Genomic DNA, 20165 nt, shown 5'->3' on the forward strand with positions numbered 1-20165 from the left:
GGGTGTACAGCCCGCTCTCTGGTTAAGCAGCAATAAGGACAGTACGCATGGCAAAGATGACCGAATCCGATATTGAAGTAATGGCGATTGAACACCTGCGAGGGATGGGCTATGAATATGTTTACGGCCCGGACATTGAACCCAGTGGAATCAATACATTACGTAGTTATCAGCAGGTTATCCTTGAAGATAAGGTGCGTACTGCCCTACAACGCCTGAATCCTCACCTCAGTGAACAAAAGTGTGAGGAAGCCTTGAAACAGATGATGCAGATCAGCACAACTGAACTAATGGCAAACAATCTGGCCTTTCATCGCCTGTTGACCGAAGGAATCAATATCGAAGTCAGCAAGGATGGTAATACACAAGGAGAGCTGGCCTGCCTGATCGACTTTAACGATCCCACTAATAATGAATTTCTGGTCATTAATCAGCTCACCATCAAAGAAGGCAACCATACCCGCCGACCGGACCTTATTTTATTCATCAACGGTCTGCCATTAGTCGTTATTGAACTAAAAAATGCTACTGACGAAAACGCTACGGTATCGGGCGCTTATAACCAGATTAAAACCTATCAGAAACAAATACCCAGCCTGTTTACCTACAATGCGTTTAATGTTATTTCAGACGGGCTGGAAGCCAAAACGGGGACGGTTTCTGCCGATTTCAGTCGTTATATGACGTGGAAAACTGCTAACGGTAAAACGCAAGCCACCAGTACCCAACCACAGCTTGAAGTTTTATTACAGGGGTTGCTTAATCCTGTAACACTGCTGGATATGATCCGCCACTTTATCGTGTTTGAGGCCAGCAAACATGAAGACAGCAAAGGGATTATCAGTATCCGTACTGTTAAAAAAATGGCGGCTTATCACCAGTACTACGCGGTCAATGCAGCAGTTCTTTCCACTATTCGTGCCTCAGCGGTGAATGCGGACTCCCCCTCTGCCGAAGTGGCACTGCGCCAGCAGGGACGTAACAGTAAAGATCTTGTTAATGCGCAAAAAACCGGAGATCGTAAAGCGGGCGTAGTCTGGCATACTCAGGGTTCCGGTAAATCGCTTTCGATGGTGTTTTATACCGGGAAAATTGTGCTGGCGCTGGATAATCCGACAGTTGTTGTGATTACTGACCGTAACGACTTAGATGATCAGCTATTCGGTACGTTCTCTTCCGCGACCCAGCTACTTCGTCAGACACCAAAACAGGCCAACAACCGGGAAGAACTCAAAGACTATTTGCGTGTCGCCTCTGGCGGTGTTGTGTTTACCACTATTCAAAAATTCCAGCCTGATGACGGCGGCAATATCTATGAGCTACTATCAGACAGAACCAATATTGTCGTTATCGCAGATGAAGCACACCGTTCCCAGTACGGTTTCGGCGCCAAAGAAGTTGACGTGAAGGACGGCGAAGGCAACGTAACAGGTAAACGCACCGTTTACGGCTTTGCCAAATATATGCGTGATGCCTTGCCCAATGCGACCTATCTGGGCTTTACCGGAACCCCCATAGAAAAAACGGACGTAAACACACCTGCTGTTTTTGGTAACTACGTTGATATCTACGATATCTCACAGGCCGTAGAAGACGGTGCAACCGTGCGTATCTTCTATGAAAGCCGTCTTGCCAAAATTGCCATCAGTGACGAAGGTCGCCAGCTCATTGAAGACTTCGACGATGAGTTTAACGAGGACGAACTGACACTTACTCAGAAAGAACGTTCTAAATGGGCGAGAATCGAAGGGCTGATTGGCAGTTCAAAACGTATTAAAGCCATTGCGGCGGATATGGTTCAGCACTTTGAACAGCGCTTAAAATCTAATGCCGATCATGGCAAGGGCATGATTGTCACCATGTCTCGTCGTATTGCTGCTGAACTTTATAAAGAAATCATAGAATTAAGACCTGAATGGCACAGCGATGATCTAAATGATGGCGTGATTAAAGTCGTCATGACCTCTTCTGCTGCTGACGGACCAGAAATCGCTAAACACCACACCACAAAAAAAGAACGTCAGGTTCTGGCTAACCGCATGAAGGATGACGACGACAAGCTGAAACTGGTGATAGTGCGTGATATGTGGTTAACCGGCTTCGACGCTCCCAGCATGCATACGCTGTATATCGACAAACCAATGAAAGGCCACAACCTCATGCAGGCGATTGCCCGTGTGAACCGTGTGTATAAAGATAAGATAGGCGGTCTGGTTGTTGACTATCTAGGCATTGCCTCTGATTTAAAAGAAGCCCTCTCCTTTTACTCTGATGCAGGTGGACGTGGAGAACCTGCTGAGGTTCAGGAAGAAGCCGTAACGCTCATGCAGGAAAAGCTGGAAATCCTGGAAGGCATGATGCATGGCTACGATTACAAAGCTTACTTTACTGCAACGACTTCACAGCGCCTGACGATTATCCTTGAATCAGAAAACCACATTTTAGGGCTGGATAACGGCAAAGGGAAAATGCGTTTCCTTGCCGCCGTTGCTGCCATGTCCCAGGCATTTGCCCTGGCAACGCCTCATGATAAAGCAATGGAAGCAGCACCCGAAGTCGCCTTCTTCCAGGCGGTGAAGGCTCGTCTGAATAAATTTACTGAAAACTCAGACGGATCAGAAGAAGAACACAATGACAGTCTCGAAGTGCGGGTAAAACAGACTATCGATCAAGCTTTGGTCACGGATAAAGTTGTTGATATCTTTGACGCAGCAGGAATACAGAAGCCGGATATCTCTGTACTATCTGATGAGTTTCTCCAGGAAATGAAGGATTATCAGCACAGAAATATTGCGCTGGAAACGCTTAAAAAACTGCTTTCTGATGAGATCAAGGTTCGCTCGAACCAGAGTATTACGCAGGGTAAAAAACTGATCGATATGCTGACCTCTGCAATCAATGGCTACCAGAACAAGGTACTGACCGCTGCGGAAGTGATCGATGAACTGATCAAACTTGCTAAAACAATTCATGAATCTGACAGCCTTGCCAGTCAGTTAAATCTCAGCACCTATGAATATGCTTTCTACTCAGCAGTTGCAGATAACGACAGTGCACGCGAGTTAATGGAAAAGGAAAAGCTGCGTGAATTGGCAGTCGTACTGACGGAAGCTATCCGCAACAATGTCAGTCTGGACTGGACAGTGAAAGAGGCGGCAAGAGCGAAAATTCGTGTGGTTGTAAAACGTCTGCTCAAAAAATATGGTTATCCACCCGATATGTCCTTGCTCGCCACAGAGACCATTTTGAAGCAGGCTGAACTTTTAGCTGGAGAATTAGGAAAATGATTCCCTAAATTTTTAGCATATAAACTATTTGGTAATGGTCCCAACTTATTGATAGTGTTTTATGTTCAGATAATGCCCGATTACTTTGTCATGCAGCTCCACCGATTTTGAGAACGACAGCGACTTCCGTCCCAGCCGTGCCAGATGCTGCCTCAGATTCAGGTTATGCCGCTCAATTCGCTGCGTATATCGCTTGCTGATTACATGCAGCTTTCCCTTCAGGCGGGATTCATACAGCGGCCAGCCATCCGTCATCCATATCACCACGTCAAAGGGTGACAGCAGGCTCATAAGACGCTCCAGCGTCGCTATAGTGCGTTCACCGAATACGTGCGCAACAACCGTCTTCCAGAGCCTGTCATACGCGTAAAACAGCCAGCGCTGGCGCGATTTAGCCCCGACGTAGCCCCACTGTTCGTCCATTTCCGCGCAGACGATGATGTCACTGCCCGGCTGTATGCGCGAGGTTACCGACTGCGGCCTGAGTTTTTTAAGTGACGTAAAATCGTGTTGAGGCCAACGCCATTCATGGCCATATCAATGATTTTCTGGTGCGTACCGGGTTGAGAAGCGGTGTAAGTGAACTGCAGTTGCCATGTTTTACGGCAGTGAGAGCAGAGATAGCGCTGATGTCCGGCAGTACTTTTACCGTTACGCACCACCCCGTCAGTAGCTGAACAGGAGGGACAGCTGATATAAACAGAAGCCACTGGAGCACCTCAAAAACACCATCATACACTAAATCAGTAAGTTGGCAGCATCACCCCTTCCTGGCTGTTGAAAAAGACTACGCTGCTTAAATTTTAAATGAGCATCCTCAAGCCGAATAACTTAAAGGATGCTCTTCAAATTTTAATAAGAATTATCAACAGCAAAAAACCTCATAAAAAACACTACTCATTTAATTTCCAAAATTAAGATGAACATTAATAACCACCATTATATTACATGATCTTTTCCATATCCTATAGCATTACTCTCTATAGTATTAATATCTGAGCCTCTAATTATCTCCTTTATACAGATTAGCTCCAATATGGATAAATATTCTTGTGAAAATGGTTAATCCACATCACATAGGATAACCTTAACGTCCCTATGTTCCATTAAGTTAAGAATAACCTTAAGCAAACCAAATCAGATACCCCCTAATAAAACAAAAATAAATTTGAATACCGTAAAATCTGGTGTCATTAATATCTTGAAAACAACAAAAAAGGAGATGAATAATGATATCAAGAGAAAATAATAAAAATAACCTATTCCGTGTAAAGTCTAAAAATGGTGTCCTTCGTTGCCTTAAGGCTGGCATGGATATAAATATGTGCAATAGTAAAGGTCAAACTGCTCTTTTTACCTGTAATGTACCTGAAGCTATACAGGCAATGATTGACGCTGACATTGACATTCACCACTTGGATAATGACGGTAATAATGCATTATTCTATGCTCAAAATGTTGAAACAGTGGAACTTCTTGTCAGCAATGGTATTAATGTTAACCACCGGAATAAGTCAGGCACCCTTGCGATTCAATATATTGATGTTTCACCAGGGTTAGTAAAATATCTTATAAAAGCAGGACTAGATATCCATACCAAAGATAGCTATGGCAACTCCTTTCTTTTCATTCCATTTGAAGGATATGTATACGATGCACTCATTGAGGCTGGTTGCGACATTAATCATAAAAATTTAAGCGGGCAGACAGCATTCGATTACTGGCAGTCAGAAAACCACAGCATAGCTGGTAAATATACTCACTGGGAATCTAAAAACGATAACTACATTCGTTTTCTTATCCGTAATATTCATCTTAAAGACAGTTCAAAAATTGTATTCACGAACATTACATTTAAAACAATTGAGCTGTTGTCGTTACTTATAAAGCAAAAAAATGAATTTGAGATAAGTGATAAGTGATAAGTGCATTATCACACCAACAAATGCCAACGTTAAAAAATTAATTTTACAACTAAAGAAACTGACAGACATTAGTCATGTTTGGTTTTACATAAACAGTACATATCTACTGACTCACTATGCAGGAAGACTGCTAATTAAATGGTTAATATGTCATGATATAAAAGTTGATATAGAATCACTAAAAGAACGCTACTTCTATGAAGAAATCCTCCAGGAAAAATCACAGAGAGAGCAAAAGGTTTTACGAACAACGCTTCAACCAGTTACCTGTAAAGCAATTACAAAAAAAAGATTATGAATTGAATCTGCCTGAACACTCTCCCCTTGGCTTTAACCTTTAGTTAGATAGCCAAGGGGCGCTAACATCATTAATTTAATACAAAGCCCCACATTGCACCTTAGCACTTTGATAAATTTATTTTTTAAAACACCCTCATCGCCAATTCATACAATATCAATCACTACTCTCAAACCAAATCAATCAAATAAAACACAGCACTTTTTGATAAAAATAATATAACAATGAAAAACAACACCTTATATGAAATATAATAAAAATATATCTATTCAATTAAATAAATATAAAAATATATTTGCATTTTGTTTATTTAATAATATATATTTCCTTTGTTAATTAAATAAAGGAGAGCTAAAATGAATAAAACAAACTATCCAAGCCTGACTAACTATCTCGCCAAAACAAAAAAGAACGCAGATCTTTATAGATTATATAATCCACAATTTTCTTTTTTCTGCAAAAGTGACACTCAGGAGCAAAGATTTTATTTCGATTATTTCTCAAGACATATGGTCTCGAAGAGAAATATTTTAACCGTATTCTCTATCTATACATTCACCTCTTATAACATGAACAAAAAAGAGACAATAAAAAATTTCATTCGATTTCTCAAAACGACGAATGAAAGTACATTCCATAATGCTTTTTCATTTCGCGGTGGTAACATTTTGTATGTAAGCAACAAAAACATGTTGAAAGAGATCTCATGGTTTTCACTCGCTCGAATTTACGAAGACATTAAAAAAATAAAGGAATATAAAACCAACCATGACAACTATATCAGATTAGTCGCTTAACAGAGGAGAAAAATTATGAATAACAACGCAATAAATGCATTACTCTCTTGTAAAACTCCAAAAGACATTCAGGTTTGCATTAATGCAGGCTCCGATATTAATACACTGGATTCGTTTGGAAGAAATATACTGTTTTACTGTAAAAACCCAAGAATGATTGACACTCTGGTTAAAGCAGGAATAGATTTTAACCATGCTGACAACTATGGTCACAATGTTTTGTTTAACCAGCGAAATCCTCACATACTGAAAAAATTGATTGATTCCGGCGTAGATATACACCACAAAAATGGTCTAGGCCAAACCTGTTTATGCTCGTTAGCTGATAATATATCCTGTTGCAAAACCCTGATCAATGCTGGAATTAATGTCAACAATGTGGATAAATGCGGAAGAACAATACTTTTTTACGTAAAAAATCACTCTATCTTTGATTTGATGGTACAGGCCGGTTGCGATATAAACCACAGAGATAACCAGGGTCACGGTATTTTTGAAATTTGCTATTCATTAGGCGATTTCAAAGCCAAAATGCTCATTCGTCATATTAGTATGAAGGATAGCAGTCCAGTAATTTTCAACTACCTCAACAGCGAAAGTCTGCAGATAATGGATTTGCTTCAGAAGAAAAACCTTAACTTTACTATCTCTGATAACTGCCAGGTTTATCTAAGTGCCAATGAAAATGAAATGAGCTCTTTCTTCAGTGAACTAAAGAAGAAGACAGATATCAGCAACACACATTTTCGCCATATTGTACTGCGAGGTTATGATTTACGCGGGGACATTGAAACCATTAAATGGTTTATCCGCAATGATATCAAAATAGATAAAAAACAACTGGAACAGCATATTCGACATGATGAGATTTGTAAATATATAGCAGAACATGAGAGAAAGAAACTTAGCGAAATTATGAAACAAACAATCTCTTTAATGCCAGTAAAACGTAGATTGTAACCTCCGCCCCTCCTCACTGTCATAATGAATTTAATATGAACCCTATTTTTACCCAGAGCAGATTACCTAATTAGCAATCTGCTCCACCTCTCTTATTTATAAATTTCGACACTGCCTTGACTTATTTTACCAATGCGCTAACTGTAGATCATGAACACATTTTAAAAAAGGTTAGATATGCATAAAAATGAAAGTAAAGAAGATCTATCAAGAAGCTCAAGAAGAGGTAAATTCCATACAGCAAAATATTCACCTAATGAAGTTCGAACTCACTGCGTCAGCGTTCGGTTAAACGAAGAAGAATTATCTATTCTCGATAGTAAAAGAGGCCCTTATAAAAAAGGGGAATGGCTAAGAATGGCATCCCTCAACAAACTCCCACCGGTATTACCTGAAATCAATCGTGAAGCATGGATTAAACTCGGCAACCTTTCACAGGATTTAAACCGCCTGCTGAATCATCTCGACAGCAAAAGCCCTGACAGCGAACTGACCCATACAGAACTCTTCGCCCTGCGCAGACAAATCAAAACTCTCAGGGATCACCTTATTCCATCAACCTTTCTGGATCCAACTCAATGAAAGGTATGCAGAAAATAAAGCGGGGTAAACAGTTCGCAGGTGTGGTTCTCTATAGCCTTAAGTCAGGATCTCACCACAAAATCACGCCTTATATTATCGGTGGTAATATGGCCGGAAGTTCGGTGGCTGCGCTTATCAGTGAGTTTGAAAGTTCTAAACAATTGCGTCCCGATGTCGCTAAACCTGTCTGGCATAATTCACTTCGCCTGCCAAGGGGAGAAACACTGTCAGCCAGACAGTGGGCGGCATTCGCCGACGATTATATGACCCGGATGGGGTTCACTGAAACGCACCTTCGCTGTTATATCCTTCACGACGATACCAACGGGCAGCATATCCATATCATTGCGAGTCGCATTAACATGGTCGGTGGAAAACTGTACCTGGGGAAAAATGAAAATCTCATCAGCACCCGCATTATCAGCGAGCTGGAGCGAATACACGGACTCACTGAAACAACACCTGCAATCAGTAGTCGCCCTCAGGCTAAAAGAAAACCCTCACGCAATGAGCTGATGATGGCAGAGCGAACAGCAGCTCCCTGCCCTAAGTCTCAGTTGCAGACCCTGATTGATAATGTCTTAACGCATCGTCCCGATTTACTGACTTTTATCGACATGCTGGAACGGAAAGGTGTGACCTGTAAACCCAATATCGCGTCGACGGGAAAAATGAATGGATTTTCATTTCAGTACCAGGGCATTGCCTTTAAAGCGTCTCAGCTTGGAAAAAAGTATGGCTGGTCTTCTCTGCAAACACAGATTGATTTTACACCAGAGCACCTGGCTTTACTGAAAAAAGAGCAACAGCAGACTGTGCCAGTACCAGTACCAGTACCATCATGCGAGTCTGAAGAACAGGCTGCAAACCGGGAAACGATTCTGGAGAAAATCCTTCAGCTTGAAGAAAAAATTCGTCTGGAACGACAACAGGAAACAGTGAGTGTCATTCAACTCAGGAGCAAACTGCACAATACAGCTCGTCAGATACCCCGCCAGCGTCGTCTGTATTCGTGGCTAGTATTTCTCGGCCATATTGTGGCACTTCTCAGGCGCAGGGGCATGTCTCTGTTACATGCCACTGCACATCCTTTCCACCAAATCCTGCACCTGCATCTTCTGATACCCTGCCATTCCATGACAACAAATCCCGCTAAAGAACAATTAGTTACAAACAACCACCATCCTGCACCGTAAGTTTACTAGTCTATACTTTAGTAATAGTCAACAAAATATTGATCGTTTATATAGATCAATAATCTAGTTATGATAGTTATAACCTATTAACAGAGATCCATCGATCGGTACAAGCAATTTTACTAAAGCGGATCATTCATGGAAAATGTTCAAAAATACATCACCTTAAATCAGGCCACGGAGTCATGATGGATAATAAAACGATTAGCTGCCCCTTCTGCTTTACACAAAGCCCGCACGGCGTGCAGATTTGCAAAGGCTGCCATGCAAAAGTGGCCTATGGTGAAAGTCCGCTCAGTGTGGCATTCCTGTTTCAATTCGTGGCATTCGGTCTCGCCTGGTTAGTATTTTCATTGACTGGCAGCACTCCTGTCTCAGTCATTACGTTTTTTGCCAGCATCATTATTCTTATCTGCATTATTAAAAAGAAATATGCAGACAGAGTTGTTTTTATACGGTGATATTAATTTCATACCACTGCAAACATAAAAAATTAATATGAGAGAACTTATGAACAGATTCATGATTTCTGTGTTTTTTATTTCTGCTTTACTTATTTCTGGCTGTTCAACATCAGGCAACCAGCATCTAAAAAAAGAAACATCACAAAGTCTGCAGTCGAAAATTATCAAAAATAAAACGACGAAATCAGAAATCATTACCGCATTAGGTGAGCCCGAAACCAAAACTACACTTGATAGTGGCAATGAAGAATGGACTTATTCAATGGATAACAATCAGTTTGATGCCACCACATTCATTCCAGTGGTCGGGTTGCTGACAGGCGGTTCACAGACGCAGGCCAAAACGCTGGAAATCGAATTTAAAGGCGAAACGGTCAGCAAGTGGACGTTCTCTGAAAATAAAAGCAGGATGAATACGGGTCTGATTCAATAACTCACCTTATAGCCAGGAATCTATTTATGAAAACCTATGCCGTTATCACACTCGTTACCGCTGCCTTGTTGCTTAGTGGCTGTAACAGCGAGCCTTCCGAACAGGATATTTACACTGCTATGAATAAGGTCGTTGCGCAGGCGAATGCTTTCGTCAAATCCATAGCAGGTAAGGATGTCCCGAAAGACGCACTGAGCGAATTAAAATCAGTCAAAAAGCATGACTGCGTAGAAGTATCTGATAAAAGCTATAAATGTAATGTGACTGCTGTTGTCGATAACGAAAAGCGTACTGCTGCTGTAACTCTTGTCAAAACGGATGATGGCTGGCAGGTAGTTGACAAATAAGACCACCGTAAAGTAATCCCGACAGGCAGGACACCGAATGGGTGGTTCCTGCCTTTTTTATGCTATGTAGTGTCCTACCGGAAACGCCTGTTCCATTTATCTCCATCATCCAGTATCCCATGCCTTATCCACACCGCTGTCGCTGTCACAGTCTTTTCCTGATCACTGAGCCTGGCGGAGTATAAGCCAGAGAACCGGCAATGCGTTTCTTTTCATACTGTGAAAGCAAATCAGCATAAATATGCTCTGCTTCATCCAGATTGCCTGAAATATAATTCACGAGCGAATTCAGGCAATGCAACAATGTGTCACTGTTTGCGAGTTGCCTGAGCAGAGGGGCCTTCAGGGTAGAAACGACACCCATAAACATCTGCATGATATTATCAACGTGATAACACGAATTGCGATATTGCGCCCGTGAATAAAAATACTTCAGATGGTATCCAGCGAAAAGCACATAAAGATTTCTGTAAAAAGCATTGTTATTAACACTGTCGCGATGATGTGTTATATATTTATCAACAACAAATATAAACTTTTCTTCCTGAGATGAAACACAAATATTACTCATAACTCTCTCCTTTTTTGTTTTTATAATTAAGTACTATCACCTTTAAGATTTAAATCAATACAAAACTGAAAATATTTTATTTTAAAATAATAAATAGTTATTCTGTTAATACTGGAAACAGCTTTCGCTGTTGCAATGTTGAGTCCGATCGATTGCAGTACCACTTTCTTTTTTCAAAAGCCAGGTAGTTTCCAGATTTCAGATAAAACCCCCTCAGGAATTTTTTTGAGAGAGTGCTACGCACTGGCTCACGCCCCCGACGACAGATATATGTTGATTATTTTTACCCGTCAGATGAAAACTCAACGTTTAATCTCCCTTGCAGCGCCGCTGAGTGCCCTCAGCACTCACTCGCTGAAGCAGAAAGGATTTTTCCGAAGGGGTTCCGGCGTGAGCCGTATTAAGTTAACGGGTAAATCATGTAGTCGGGTCCACTCTTTCGCAAAACTCAGCAGTCTGAACCTCCGCGCGAAGCGTATTTGTGCTGAGAGTTAAACTCAGCTGTCTGAACTTCTGCGCGAAGCGTATTTCTACTGACAGCTAAACCCGGCTGTCTGAACTCCTACGCGAAGCGTGTTTGTGCTGAGAGTTAAACTCAGCTGTCTGAACTTCTGCGCGAAGCGTATTTCTACTGACAGCTAAACCCGGCTGTCTGAACTCCTACGCGAAGCGTGTTTGTGCTGAGAGTTAAACTCAGCTGCCGGAACTTCTGCGCGAAGCGTATTTCTACTGACAGCTAAACACGGCTGTCTGAACTCCTGCGCGAAGCGTGTTTGTGCTGAGAGTTAAACTCAGCTGCCGGAACTTCTGCGCGAAGCGTATTTCTACTGATAGTTAAACACTGTAGCAATGTTCTGAAGCCCAGTGGCGCACCACACAGGTGCGCAGGCTTCACTTAAGGAATAATATTACGAAAGAAAATCAGCAATGGCAGTGTTTATCAAACTGTGTACAAAAGAATTTTGTGTCAGTCTAAAGCAAAATTTCGGTTTCTTGTTTCTTTATCACTCTTTTATCTTGCAAATCTAAAACAAAAATTAATAAATTATATCAATAAGTTAAAACACAATTACAGTTATATTTTTCAGAACCAAAAATTATTAATTACATAACAAGTGATGGTGAAATTTAGCACCCTTCGTAATAACTCTGACAACCCTTAATTTTACATTAAAAAAGAATAAGCACAGAGCAATAAATATAATATTTTTTAAATTTTTATTACTAATAATATTGACAAACAAATTTAATATGCCATATCTGTTATCACAATAATAAAAAAGGAGCCATTATGTCAAACACAAGTGTTATGTTAACTAAAGAACAAAAAGCAATTATTGCAGAAGCATTAGATGTTATGCCCGAAGATCTGGAAGAAATAAAAGTTAAAGCAAGTGCCTGTAAAAAGACATCCTTTCGTGACGATTTTTCGATGGTCTTTAAAGATAATACGGCTACACTCGCCAGAATGGATCTGACACCAACGGCATTCAGAATTGTTCTTTATCTTTTCTCAGCCATTGATTATGGAAATATTATCCCTGACTTTTCACAGTCACGTACCGCCAGAGAGTTAGGACTGAATAAATCGAATGTTTCACGTGCATTCAGGGAATTATTTGAGAGGAAAATACTGATCCGTAATGCTGAAGATGGTCAGGTTTACCTGAATTCTAATTTATGCGTAAAAGGTATTCCTCATCGTTTCAATGAAGATCTGATGGATAAATTCAGTAAATCCAGACTTGAGACTGAAGATTTTGCCACTTCATTCAACTTTTATCGCGCAGGGCGCAAAACAAAGCCTGTAAAAAAATCCAGAAACAGATATCCAACTGACGGCATTCCCTTTTAAAAGACATAACAGCGCGGTGATTTTACGCCCCACACCAGCGAAAAACTTAACAAAATAAAAGATATCTTTATGAAGCAAAGACTCCCTGCTTACCTTTACCAGAATAAATTATCAGATGAACAACGCAATCTGAACAATACTGCTCACAATGTGTTTTGGCTTCTCACATTAATCGCTTCATACACACCAGATAAAAACACTGTTTACCTGAACTTTCACCGTGCAACATCCATCGCACAGCAGGAAGAGATACATATTACGCCAGCCCGATTTTATCGGGCCATCGATGAACTGATTGATACGAATGTTATTATACCTACTGAGTTTAAATACCAGTATCGTTTAAACCCTGTATTTTTCAGTTATCTTAAATAAAACAAAGGGCAGAGAATGAAAGTTCAGGATATTCCTATCCTGCAATGCTTGCTATAGCAAAACCACATGACCACTATCAAAAGCATATAATTTTTATATATCATTGCCAGTAGAATTAAAATAAGAAGGTACAGACTTGTGCTGTCTGTACCCATGATAATTTATTACAGACTTTACACCTTTTTACCTGCGTTATTCTTTCTGATAATATTTTTTTCATTGACAAGGTACTCAATACACATTCGTACTTCATCATTAATGGTAACATCTGTAGCACCCTCCACCAGTATAGAACACAACAAATAAAGAAGGACGTGCTCAAACTCTATCTCTTCGACTGGATCTACATAATTACGATAGGTTTCAATAGCCTCATACAAGCTATCCGGTGAAGTCACAAATGCACATACAAAATCTTTATCTTCCGGTACTCTGATTGAATTATTCATTTTAAATCTCCTGTACTTATTAATCTATAATGTCACGGTAAAAATGCCATCATAATTTTTACCAATGACTATTGTTATTACTTCTTAATACCAAAGCCTGACCTAATACTACTTGTAAAATATCAGGCGGCCCTCTGCTCATTGTTGAATAGCACCATTTATTTTTACACACCAAATTTAATACACTCATCATTAACCCCGTAATCAGGCTGCATTTTTACGTGAACGCTCAATTGCAGATGCGATCCATTCATCAACTTCGCTTTCGACAAATGCAATTGCACGCGAACCAATTTTTATTGGTTGTGGAAATAAACCTTCGTTGATTAGACGATAAATCCAGGCCTTGCCATAGCCGGTTCTGTTCATAACTTCTGGCAAGCGAATTAGGCGGGTATTTTGATTTTTCATTTTGTTTTCCCTTTATCGTTGTGATGGGATCACTATACGAACAGTTGGGAAAAGAAAGGAGCGAGCTTCCTAACTGCAGGGTTACGGTCTGCCCTGCAGTAGTAGACTTCGGGAATTCGAGATCAGTTAGAATCAGAGAGTTTCATCACATCTGAAACTCTCATGTTTTTCAGGTGGGGATTTCGGTTCATGAAAAAATTGAACTGCCTAATGAAGTCTATCGTTGCAGCTTTCATCGCAAGCGGACGATCTGAGTCTTTAATGTGATACCCTAAACGGGTAGTTGTTTCTTCATCTTCATCAGTATAAAGAAGCCGGGAGAGGCGATCATCTGAGATTCTTAGTTCTTTCCTTTTTGCCCAAAGTAAGATGTCCAGCATCGCAACCAACCTGTAATTTATGATTTTTTTAATGGTTCCATAGCCGAAACGAACGATACCGGTTTCATTAACTTCCACTCCTTTTACCGATCTCCATTGTGGCAGGGCCGCTTTTATCGATTCGGCTATTTCATCGTCAGTACCACTACCAAGATCGATTTCAAGCAACACCGTTTTCTCACATAAGGGGGACAAGAGTTGTGACACATAAGCTTCGTGATGAGGCGCATTAACACAATATTCATCGTTTCCTTCCTCCCAAGTGAAAAGATTCACACTAAGGGCCATCACACTAAGTTCAGCAAGCCTGGTGATATCCGTGATAAAAATGTGTGGAGGACTGTAGAGAGTATCGTTAACTGTTGGATAATCGAGTTGCTTCCCTTTGAAAAGATGGGGGTTCCCACTGAAAATTTCAGTCATGTACACCCATAGCCCTTTCTTTTCTTCGTCAGTAGGCCCTGGCTTGTACAGAAGCGCTCTTGCCCAAAGTTCGTGATACAAGGCATTTAAACTGATGTCTTCGAGCTTGCGATAGTTATCTATGTCAAGCCAAGCTTTGATTTCTTTAGTATGCTCTGGTGACCAGTTTTTCAAAATTCAAATCTCCTGCCTTCTTAAAGATTTAAGTCATACGAATAGAGTTCAGTTAGTTTGAAAAAACTACCGTATTCACTAATCGATGAAAAGCAGTTCCTGCTTGCACGTTAACCTAGCCAGAAGGAAGTTGAACTGAGAAATTTGTTATCTTTTGATGCAACTTGCCAGGGTCTACGTCCTGTCAGGAGAGAAGAGGCAGGGATATGACCCGACTACGCCCTGCCTCTTACTTTACTCTGGGCGTATCTTATCGTTGTTCTCGACCTGTTTGCCAGAAAACCCGGTGGGTGGCAATGAAATTCAATTCTCACCTGACAGCAAACTTACCATCAGAGCACTGGAAATGGCTTGGGAGCGCCAGGGGTCAACAACGGGTAAAAAGTGATCCACATACCTCCACCACCGACGGTCTAATGTTGATCCACCTTGTTTACTCAGGATTAGCTTCAGCGACAACCCCGGCTTTCCGTTTTTGCTTCAGTCGATAGCCTTCTCCTTTTATTTGTACGATGTGTGTGATGTAAAATCCGGTTCAACATTGCCGATATAATGGTAGCATCTCCCACGAAGGTTTGGTCCTATAGTCCGGACGGTAGGTTACAGGCGTAAATTTACTGCAGGTGTTTCTGATGTATCCACGGGTGGTTTGTTGAAATTTTTATTCCGCACATCATGAACACCTTTCCCCAGTTGTTGCATTTCACAGAATTTCTGATATCTAATGACTTAAACATTTTTTCATGGGGGTGTTTATGGACTTAGTCATGTCCTTATTACAAAAGGGATTATTAGAAAAGGCATTAGACCTTGCCATTTCTGAATCATTCTTCAATGCAACGTCGCCTGATGGTATAAAGAATGCTTTAAAAGCTGGCTATGATATTAATGCTGTTCATAATAACGGAGACAATGCCCTTTTTAGCTGCAGAACCCTGGAAGCCATGGATTGCCTGCTAAGTTATGGAATTAATATACACCATATCAACGGACATGGGCAAAATGCGCTCTTTCATCAAAAAAACCCAGAAATACTGAAGAAACTGATTGGACTGGGTTTAGACACCTCGCATACGGATACTAATGGCTACACATGCATTTTTGAACATTACAGGAATGCTGAAGGACTGACAGAATTAATTAATGCTGGTTGTGATATAAATCACATCGATAAAAAAGGAAGAAATATTCTCTTCCTGCCCCTCTCCCCGGAAGTTTTATCCGTAGCAATAGATGCTGGATGCAATGTCAATCAAATTGATCATTCAGGGAAAGGGTTTATTGACAATGTATATGATTATGAATTACATGATATCATTCTCTCGCATATTGATAGATTTGACAGAAGAACGCTGCATGTAGATTTTTGTAATCTCGACTCAGCCTTTTTCTTGTATTACCTTTCTGAACATGGATTCAAAATAGAACTTAATAAAGACCATTTCACCATTAACAGTTACATTGGTGATTATAAAGAAATCTTATCCATACTTGATTTCATCAGTGAAATTCATGATATTCACTTCTATAAATACAAAGGCGGCCCTCTCTATAAAGATATCGACAAGCGAATTGTAAAGTGGATGATAAGAAATAAGCTCTTGGTTGATTTATCAAAAATAAATAAACACAAGGATTACGAAGAAATTAATTTATACAAAATCCGTCGCGAACAGAAAGAAATCTCCAAGCATTTAAAACCTGCTAAAAGTATATCTGTAACAGTTAAAAATGGCGGAAGATTGTGAGAGCTTATATGTGTGATTTATTCGAATTGCTTCAATATACTGCCTCAACATGAACAAAGAAATTCAGCATTAACTATATTGGGAATTACTCTATGAAACGTATGGTGCTAAGGGTCTGACGCCTCTGCCTGGTGATGTGGAAGCAGCAGGCAATTTGAAAATATCTGCTCGTTGTTTAGTGAACTTGTCAATCATTACCCAGTGATATTGGTTATCAGCACTCGTGCTGGATCACGGCACTTCTGGAAATAAAATTTAATGAGGTAAAGGATTGTCAGACGTATTCAAGAACTGCCCGTCGCTGATAGCCAGTATCAATGTCAAATCAGGTTCTGATCTCCTAATCGTGCTCTCGCGATCAGTTTTCATAGAAACAGTATCCTTTATGCTCAGAAAGGCATATACCCCTAAAGTAGCTCAGGTTTATCTGGCTGAGGCTATGACGCGAAACCATTAGGGAATCTGAAAAAAGTAAAGACTGTGTGATTTGTGAGCTTGATTGAATGCACTGTGAGCTCACGCCGCTGGCGATATTGCTTAAACACCACCGGCAAATAGATCGATAGTCCCCACGGAGGAACGAGGGCATATGCCAGCTTACGTTGTTCAGGAACTTCTGCTTAGTGCCAGAAGCAGACATTTCTAGCTTTAAAACTGGGAGCAAGTCAGGGCAGCTCTTTGCAGTATCGTTTGACCGAGCACTCATTCAGGAGCCCCAAAAAAAGATACGATATTTTTTTCGACTTGTACATCAAAGAGCAAAGGAAGCAAAGATGTCTGAATTAGCACAAGAATCAATCGGAACCAATGACTTCGAAAAGTGGCTGAATGAACGTAGTAACTGGCTTCAAACGGCAGCAAAACAGCTTATCGAGAATAAACGTTTACCAAATGAGGTCGAACTCACTGAGCTGGTTCGACTCTGCAAACTGGAAGCAGCTAAACAAAATGACCCTGGGTTCTTGAAGGTTGCACCTGGCTCATTCTCAGCAGGGTTGCTACAGCGAATTGTACGTATTGAAGAAGTAAGCCAAGTATTTGGTGTAAATGCCATCAAACCAGGGGCGTCCTTACCATTCGGAGCTGGTAGTTTAGCTGTTATATATGGGCAGAATGGCTCAGGGAAAAGTAGTTTTTCTCGTCTGCTCAAACAACTCTGTGGCTCACGTTCAAGGGACGAAATCCGCCCGAATGTTTTCAGCAGCGAAGAGCATACATGCAGTGCTCAATGTCGAATCACCATTGATGGTAAACCCGTAGAAATCAATTGGCAGGCGGGGGCTGCCCCACATCCGATGCTCAAGTATGCCCAAGTATTTGACTCGAAAACTGCGACTCAATATATGGGACGCACTGAATCAAGCTACGAACCGAGCAGCATGCGTTTTATATCTTTGCTCATTCAGATCTCAGGAATGGTTTCTGAACAATTAAGTCGAGAGAAGGAAAAGCTTGTCCGTGCTCTTCCACTTTTCCCAAGTGATCTTACAGAGACCGCCGAAAATACTTGGTTCTACTCTCTTAAAGCATCAACCTCCGCTGAGAAAATTGAATCGTTTTGCCAATATGGGAATGATTTGGAAGATGAGCGTATCAAAGGTGAAGCTCTGTTAGCAGAGAAAGACATCAAGGGACGCCTGATTGCAATTAGTAAGGAAGAGATTGCCTCAGAAAACATTAAGCAGGCCATGAGGTTATTGAAGGAAGGTCTTGCGGATGGGAAAGCCGAGGAATTGTTTAAGGCAAAAGAATTGGCTGTTGCAGCAAGAAAGGCTGCCAATATAGTTGCACAGCAGGCATTCGCAACAGCCCCTCTACAAGGCGTTGGTGAAACGGCTTGGAAGCTAATGTGGGATCAAGCGCGAAACTACTCTATTGTTCATGCTTACCATAGCCGCGAATTTCCCGTTACTACTGGAGGTGCGTATTGTGTGCTCTGCCAGCAGAAACTTACGGAGGAAGGCTCAGCTCGACTCAAAAGTTTTGAGGCTTTCGTTACGGCTGGTTTAGAGACCACGGCAAAAACTGCGGAAGCCACTAGCGCTGAACTCATTGCGAAGGTCGTTCAGTTACCTTCAATAGAGGATTGGATTGCACGGCTGGCTCAATTGAAATTTGATGAGACCTTTGCTCGTGCCTGTTATGAAACTTTGAAAGCAAGGCGCTCACAGTTTGAGGCATGTACCGCCGTTGGTTCTATCATCGCATTCGATTGGGCGCTTATTGATCAGGCAGTTGAAAAACGTGCTATCGACTTAATTGCTGAGAAGATTAGTTTGATGCAATTGCAACAAGATGGGCAACGCCAGCAACTTGAAAAACGCATTAAGCAACTCAAGGCACTGCAATGGTTATGTCAAAACAAAATGGCAATTCTCGCCGAGCGTGAGCGCTTGGTTGCAGTGGATTTGCTAGATAAAGCTGTGAGACTAACGGCCAGCAATTCCTTGACAACTAAGCGTACCGAACTAGGGAGAACTGAGCTTGATGCTGGATATCAGAGCCGTTTTGATGCGGAGTTAAAGGTACTTGGTGGGCGACGTTTGCCGGTAGTGCCGCAGAGCAAAGCTCAAGGTAAAGGAGTAATAACTTTTGGGCTTACCCTTGTCGGGGCACGAGCTGGCTTCACTCCTGATGTAATACTCAGTGAAGGAGAAGCCCGCATTGTTGCATTAGCGGCATTCTTGGCCGATACGACTGGTTCGAATCAGTTAGCCCCCTTCATCTTTGATGACCCTATTTCGTCATTAGATCAAGACTTCGAAGAGCGGGTTGTAGCTAGGCTTGTCGAGTTAGCGAAGACCAGACAGGTCATAATCTTCACACACCGCCTTTCGCTTGTTTCCATCATTGATGCTGTAATTAAAAAGCACAGTGAGAATCCGGCTAATGAGAAAATTAACCATACCGTGCAGTCGCTTAGACGATTAGATAAAATTTCGGGAATCTTGGCGCAACACAGCTTGCGGGATGCCAAGCCTGAAAAGTCGCTTAATATGATTAGGGATCATGTCATCCCTAAGCTCAAAAAGCATCAAGCCGATGCAGATGCCGATGTTTATGATCTTACGGCAAAAAGTGCATGCAGTGATTTTCGGATAATCTTGGAACGAATAGTAGAATTTGTCCTTTTAAATGATGTGATTGTCCGGTTCAGACGTGATGTCAATACTAAAGGGAAGCTGCGGGGTATCACCAAGGTAATAGCAGAAGACTGTGATCTTATTGACGCGCTGATGACCAAGTATTCAGTTTACGAGCACTCTCAATCCGATGAGCTGCCTCTGGTTCCGGTTGAACTCGATGAATTCGAAAAAGATGTATTGGAGCTCATTGCATGGATAAATGAGTTTAAAACTCGAATCGGCTGAAGTTAAAATTGCGAGCGGCCTCGCAGCCATGGGCCGCTATTCGCTCACAACGGATCTTGTAACTTTGCTTTGAAACCGCTACCAGGCGGTTTTCTTACCCCCTCTTCCAGGAATTCGGT

The 20165-nt window shown here is 41.3% G+C and carries 18 protein-coding genes and 2 pseudogenes; 14 read left to right on the top strand and 6 right to left on the bottom strand.

Annotation, left to right across the window (positions count from 1 at the left end):
• Positions 1 to 47: 47 nt before the first annotated feature.
• Entirely contained in the window at positions 48 to 3287 is a 3240-nt protein-coding gene (locus HV107_RS03765) for a type I restriction endonuclease subunit R (RefSeq protein ID WP_128321141.1), read from the top strand.
• Between the two features lie 45 nt (positions 3288 to 3332).
• Here HV107_RS03765 and HV107_RS03770 read toward each other — a convergent pair.
• Positions 3333 to 3997, bottom strand: a protein-coding gene (locus HV107_RS03770) for an IS1 family transposase (protein ID WP_224360164.1) whose coding sequence is annotated in 2 segments (ribosomal slippage) — positions 3333 to 3781 and positions 3781 to 3997 — 666 coding nt in all. Because the reading frame shifts where the segments join, the coding sequence is not laid out codon by codon here.
• 519 nt (positions 3998 to 4516) lie between these two features.
• Between HV107_RS03770 and HV107_RS03775 the strand changes: the two genes are divergently transcribed.
• From HV107_RS03775 to HV107_RS03805, 8 genes are all read left to right on the top strand, one after another.
• Complete coding sequence (locus HV107_RS03775; RefSeq protein ID WP_259349681.1) at positions 4517 to 5209, top strand: ankyrin repeat domain-containing protein; 693 nt, start codon at positions 4517 to 4519, stop codon at positions 5207 to 5209.
• 657 nt (positions 5210 to 5866) lie between these two features.
• A complete protein-coding gene (locus tag HV107_RS27460) occupies positions 5867 to 6307 on the top strand; it encodes a hypothetical protein (protein ID WP_001044498.1) in 441 nt (146 codons plus the stop codon).
• Between the two features lie 15 nt (positions 6308 to 6322).
• Positions 6323 to 7267 (top strand): ankyrin repeat domain-containing protein, encoded by a 945-nt coding sequence (locus HV107_RS03780; protein ID WP_128321325.1) that lies wholly within the window; start codon positions 6323 to 6325, stop codon positions 7265 to 7267.
• 177 nt (positions 7268 to 7444) lie between these two features.
• On the top strand, positions 7445 to 7849 hold the full coding sequence (locus HV107_RS03785; protein ID WP_128321326.1) for an ATP-binding protein: 405 nt from the start codon (positions 7445 to 7447) through the stop codon (positions 7847 to 7849).
• On the top strand, positions 7846 to 9045 hold the full coding sequence (locus HV107_RS03790) for a relaxase/mobilization nuclease domain-containing protein (protein WP_182062125.1): 1200 nt from the start codon (positions 7846 to 7848) through the stop codon (positions 9043 to 9045). Before HV107_RS03785 ends, HV107_RS03790 begins: the two co-directional genes overlap by 4 nt.
• A 188-nt stretch (positions 9046 to 9233) precedes the next feature.
• Positions 9234 to 9506 carry a hypothetical protein gene (locus HV107_RS03795; RefSeq protein ID WP_045889457.1) on the top strand — a complete coding sequence of 91 codons (273 nt, stop codon included), beginning with the start codon at positions 9234 to 9236 and terminating at the stop codon, positions 9504 to 9506.
• 49 nt (positions 9507 to 9555) lie between these two features.
• A complete protein-coding gene (locus HV107_RS03800) occupies positions 9556 to 9942 on the top strand; it encodes a hypothetical protein (protein ID WP_045889458.1) in 387 nt (128 codons plus the stop codon).
• Positions 9943 to 9968: 26 nt separating this feature from the next.
• Positions 9969 to 10289, top strand: coding sequence for a cell wall-binding protein (locus HV107_RS03805; RefSeq protein WP_128321328.1), 321 nt, complete (start codon positions 9969 to 9971; stop codon positions 10287 to 10289).
• Between the two features lie 145 nt (positions 10290 to 10434).
• Here HV107_RS03805 and HV107_RS03810 read toward each other — a convergent pair whose 3' ends face one another.
• Positions 10435 to 10860 carry a hypothetical protein gene (locus HV107_RS03810; RefSeq protein WP_045889460.1) on the bottom strand — a complete coding sequence of 142 codons (426 nt, stop codon included), beginning with the start codon at positions 10858 to 10860 and terminating at the stop codon, positions 10435 to 10437.
• Between the two features lie 1291 nt (positions 10861 to 12151).
• On the opposite strand from HV107_RS03810, the gene HV107_RS03815 reads away from it, so the two are divergent.
• Positions 12152 to 12715, top strand: coding sequence for a helix-turn-helix domain-containing protein (locus HV107_RS03815; protein ID WP_045889379.1), 564 nt, complete (start codon positions 12152 to 12154; stop codon positions 12713 to 12715).
• 69 nt (positions 12716 to 12784) lie between these two features.
• Positions 12785 to 13090 (top strand): hypothetical protein, encoded by a 306-nt coding sequence (locus tag HV107_RS03820; RefSeq protein WP_045889377.1) that lies wholly within the window; start codon positions 12785 to 12787, stop codon positions 13088 to 13090.
• Between the two features lie 173 nt (positions 13091 to 13263).
• Here HV107_RS03820 and HV107_RS03825 read toward each other — a convergent pair whose 3' ends face one another.
• The 3 genes from HV107_RS03825 to HV107_RS03835 all read right to left on the bottom strand — a co-directional run bounded on the left by HV107_RS03825 (position 13264) and on the right by HV107_RS03835 (position 14927).
• Positions 13264 to 13539, bottom strand: coding sequence for a hypothetical protein (locus tag HV107_RS03825; RefSeq protein ID WP_045889375.1), 276 nt, complete (start codon positions 13537 to 13539; stop codon positions 13264 to 13266).
• Positions 13540 to 13743: 204 nt separating this feature from the next.
• A complete protein-coding gene (locus HV107_RS03830) occupies positions 13744 to 13950 on the bottom strand; it encodes an AlpA family transcriptional regulator (RefSeq protein WP_045889374.1) in 207 nt (68 codons plus the stop codon).
• Between the two features lie 122 nt (positions 13951 to 14072).
• A complete protein-coding gene (locus HV107_RS03835; protein WP_016246264.1) occupies positions 14073 to 14927 on the bottom strand; it encodes a DUF6387 family protein in 855 nt (284 codons plus the stop codon).
• A gap of 240 nt (positions 14928 to 15167) precedes the next feature.
• Here HV107_RS03835 and HV107_RS03840 point away from each other — a divergent pair.
• Positions 15168 to 15294 (top strand): annotated as a pseudogene (locus HV107_RS03840) (IS3 family transposase); the annotation flags it as partial.
• A gap of 66 nt (positions 15295 to 15360) precedes the next feature.
• Here the strand turns inward: HV107_RS03840 and HV107_RS03845 are convergent.
• Positions 15361 to 15508: pseudogene (locus HV107_RS03845) on the bottom strand (ATP-binding protein); the annotation flags it as partial.
• Positions 15509 to 15682: 174 nt separating this feature from the next.
• Between HV107_RS03845 and HV107_RS03850 the strand changes: the two are divergent.
• Together HV107_RS03850 and HV107_RS03855 are read left to right on the top strand one after the other, a co-directional pair.
• Entirely contained in the window at positions 15683 to 16675 is a 993-nt protein-coding gene (locus HV107_RS03850) for an ankyrin repeat domain-containing protein (RefSeq protein ID WP_045889372.1), read from the top strand.
• 773 nt (positions 16676 to 17448) lie between these two features.
• A complete protein-coding gene (locus HV107_RS03855; RefSeq protein WP_045889370.1) occupies positions 17449 to 20046 on the top strand; it encodes a hypothetical protein in 2598 nt (865 codons plus the stop codon).
• Positions 20047 to 20165 lie beyond the last annotated feature (119 nt).

The sequence above is a fragment of the Enterobacter sp. RHBSTW-00175 genome (genome assembly GCF_013927005.1).
Lineage (GTDB): Bacteria > Pseudomonadota > Gammaproteobacteria > Enterobacterales > Enterobacteriaceae > Enterobacter.

What these genes read in the sequence shown, in the direction of transcription:
- HV107_RS03765 (WP_128321141.1), top strand. Translation starts at nt 48, where the DNA reads ATGGCAAAGATGACCGAATCCGATATTGAAGTAATGGCGATTGAACAC.
- HV107_RS03775 (WP_259349681.1), top strand. Translation starts at nt 4,517, where the DNA reads ATGATATCAAGAGAAAATAATAAAAATAACCTATTCCGTGTAAAGTCT.
- HV107_RS27460 (WP_001044498.1), top strand. Translation starts at nt 5,867, where the DNA reads ATGAATAAAACAAACTATCCAAGCCTGACTAACTATCTCGCCAAAACA.
- HV107_RS03780 (WP_128321325.1), top strand. Translation starts at nt 6,323, where the DNA reads ATGAATAACAACGCAATAAATGCATTACTCTCTTGTAAAACTCCAAAA.
- HV107_RS03785 (WP_128321326.1), top strand. Translation starts at nt 7,445, where the DNA reads ATGCATAAAAATGAAAGTAAAGAAGATCTATCAAGAAGCTCAAGAAGA.
- HV107_RS03790 (WP_182062125.1), top strand. Translation starts at nt 7,846, where the DNA reads ATGAAAGGTATGCAGAAAATAAAGCGGGGTAAACAGTTCGCAGGTGTG.
- HV107_RS03795 (WP_045889457.1), top strand. Translation starts at nt 9,234, where the DNA reads ATGGATAATAAAACGATTAGCTGCCCCTTCTGCTTTACACAAAGCCCG.
- HV107_RS03800 (WP_045889458.1), top strand. Translation starts at nt 9,556, where the DNA reads ATGAACAGATTCATGATTTCTGTGTTTTTTATTTCTGCTTTACTTATT.
- HV107_RS03805 (WP_128321328.1), top strand. Translation starts at nt 9,969, where the DNA reads ATGAAAACCTATGCCGTTATCACACTCGTTACCGCTGCCTTGTTGCTT.
- HV107_RS03810 (WP_045889460.1), bottom strand. Translation starts at nt 10,860, where the DNA reads ATGAGTAATATTTGTGTTTCATCTCAGGAAGAAAAGTTTATATTTGTT.
- HV107_RS03815 (WP_045889379.1), top strand. Translation starts at nt 12,152, where the DNA reads ATGTCAAACACAAGTGTTATGTTAACTAAAGAACAAAAAGCAATTATT.
- HV107_RS03820 (WP_045889377.1), top strand. Translation starts at nt 12,785, where the DNA reads ATGAAGCAAAGACTCCCTGCTTACCTTTACCAGAATAAATTATCAGAT.
- HV107_RS03825 (WP_045889375.1), bottom strand. Translation starts at nt 13,539, where the DNA reads ATGAATAATTCAATCAGAGTACCGGAAGATAAAGATTTTGTATGTGCA.
- HV107_RS03830 (WP_045889374.1), bottom strand. Translation starts at nt 13,950, where the DNA reads ATGAAAAATCAAAATACCCGCCTAATTCGCTTGCCAGAAGTTATGAAC.
- HV107_RS03850 (WP_045889372.1), top strand. Translation starts at nt 15,683, where the DNA reads ATGGACTTAGTCATGTCCTTATTACAAAAGGGATTATTAGAAAAGGCA.
- HV107_RS03855 (WP_045889370.1), top strand. Translation starts at nt 17,449, where the DNA reads ATGTCTGAATTAGCACAAGAATCAATCGGAACCAATGACTTCGAAAAG.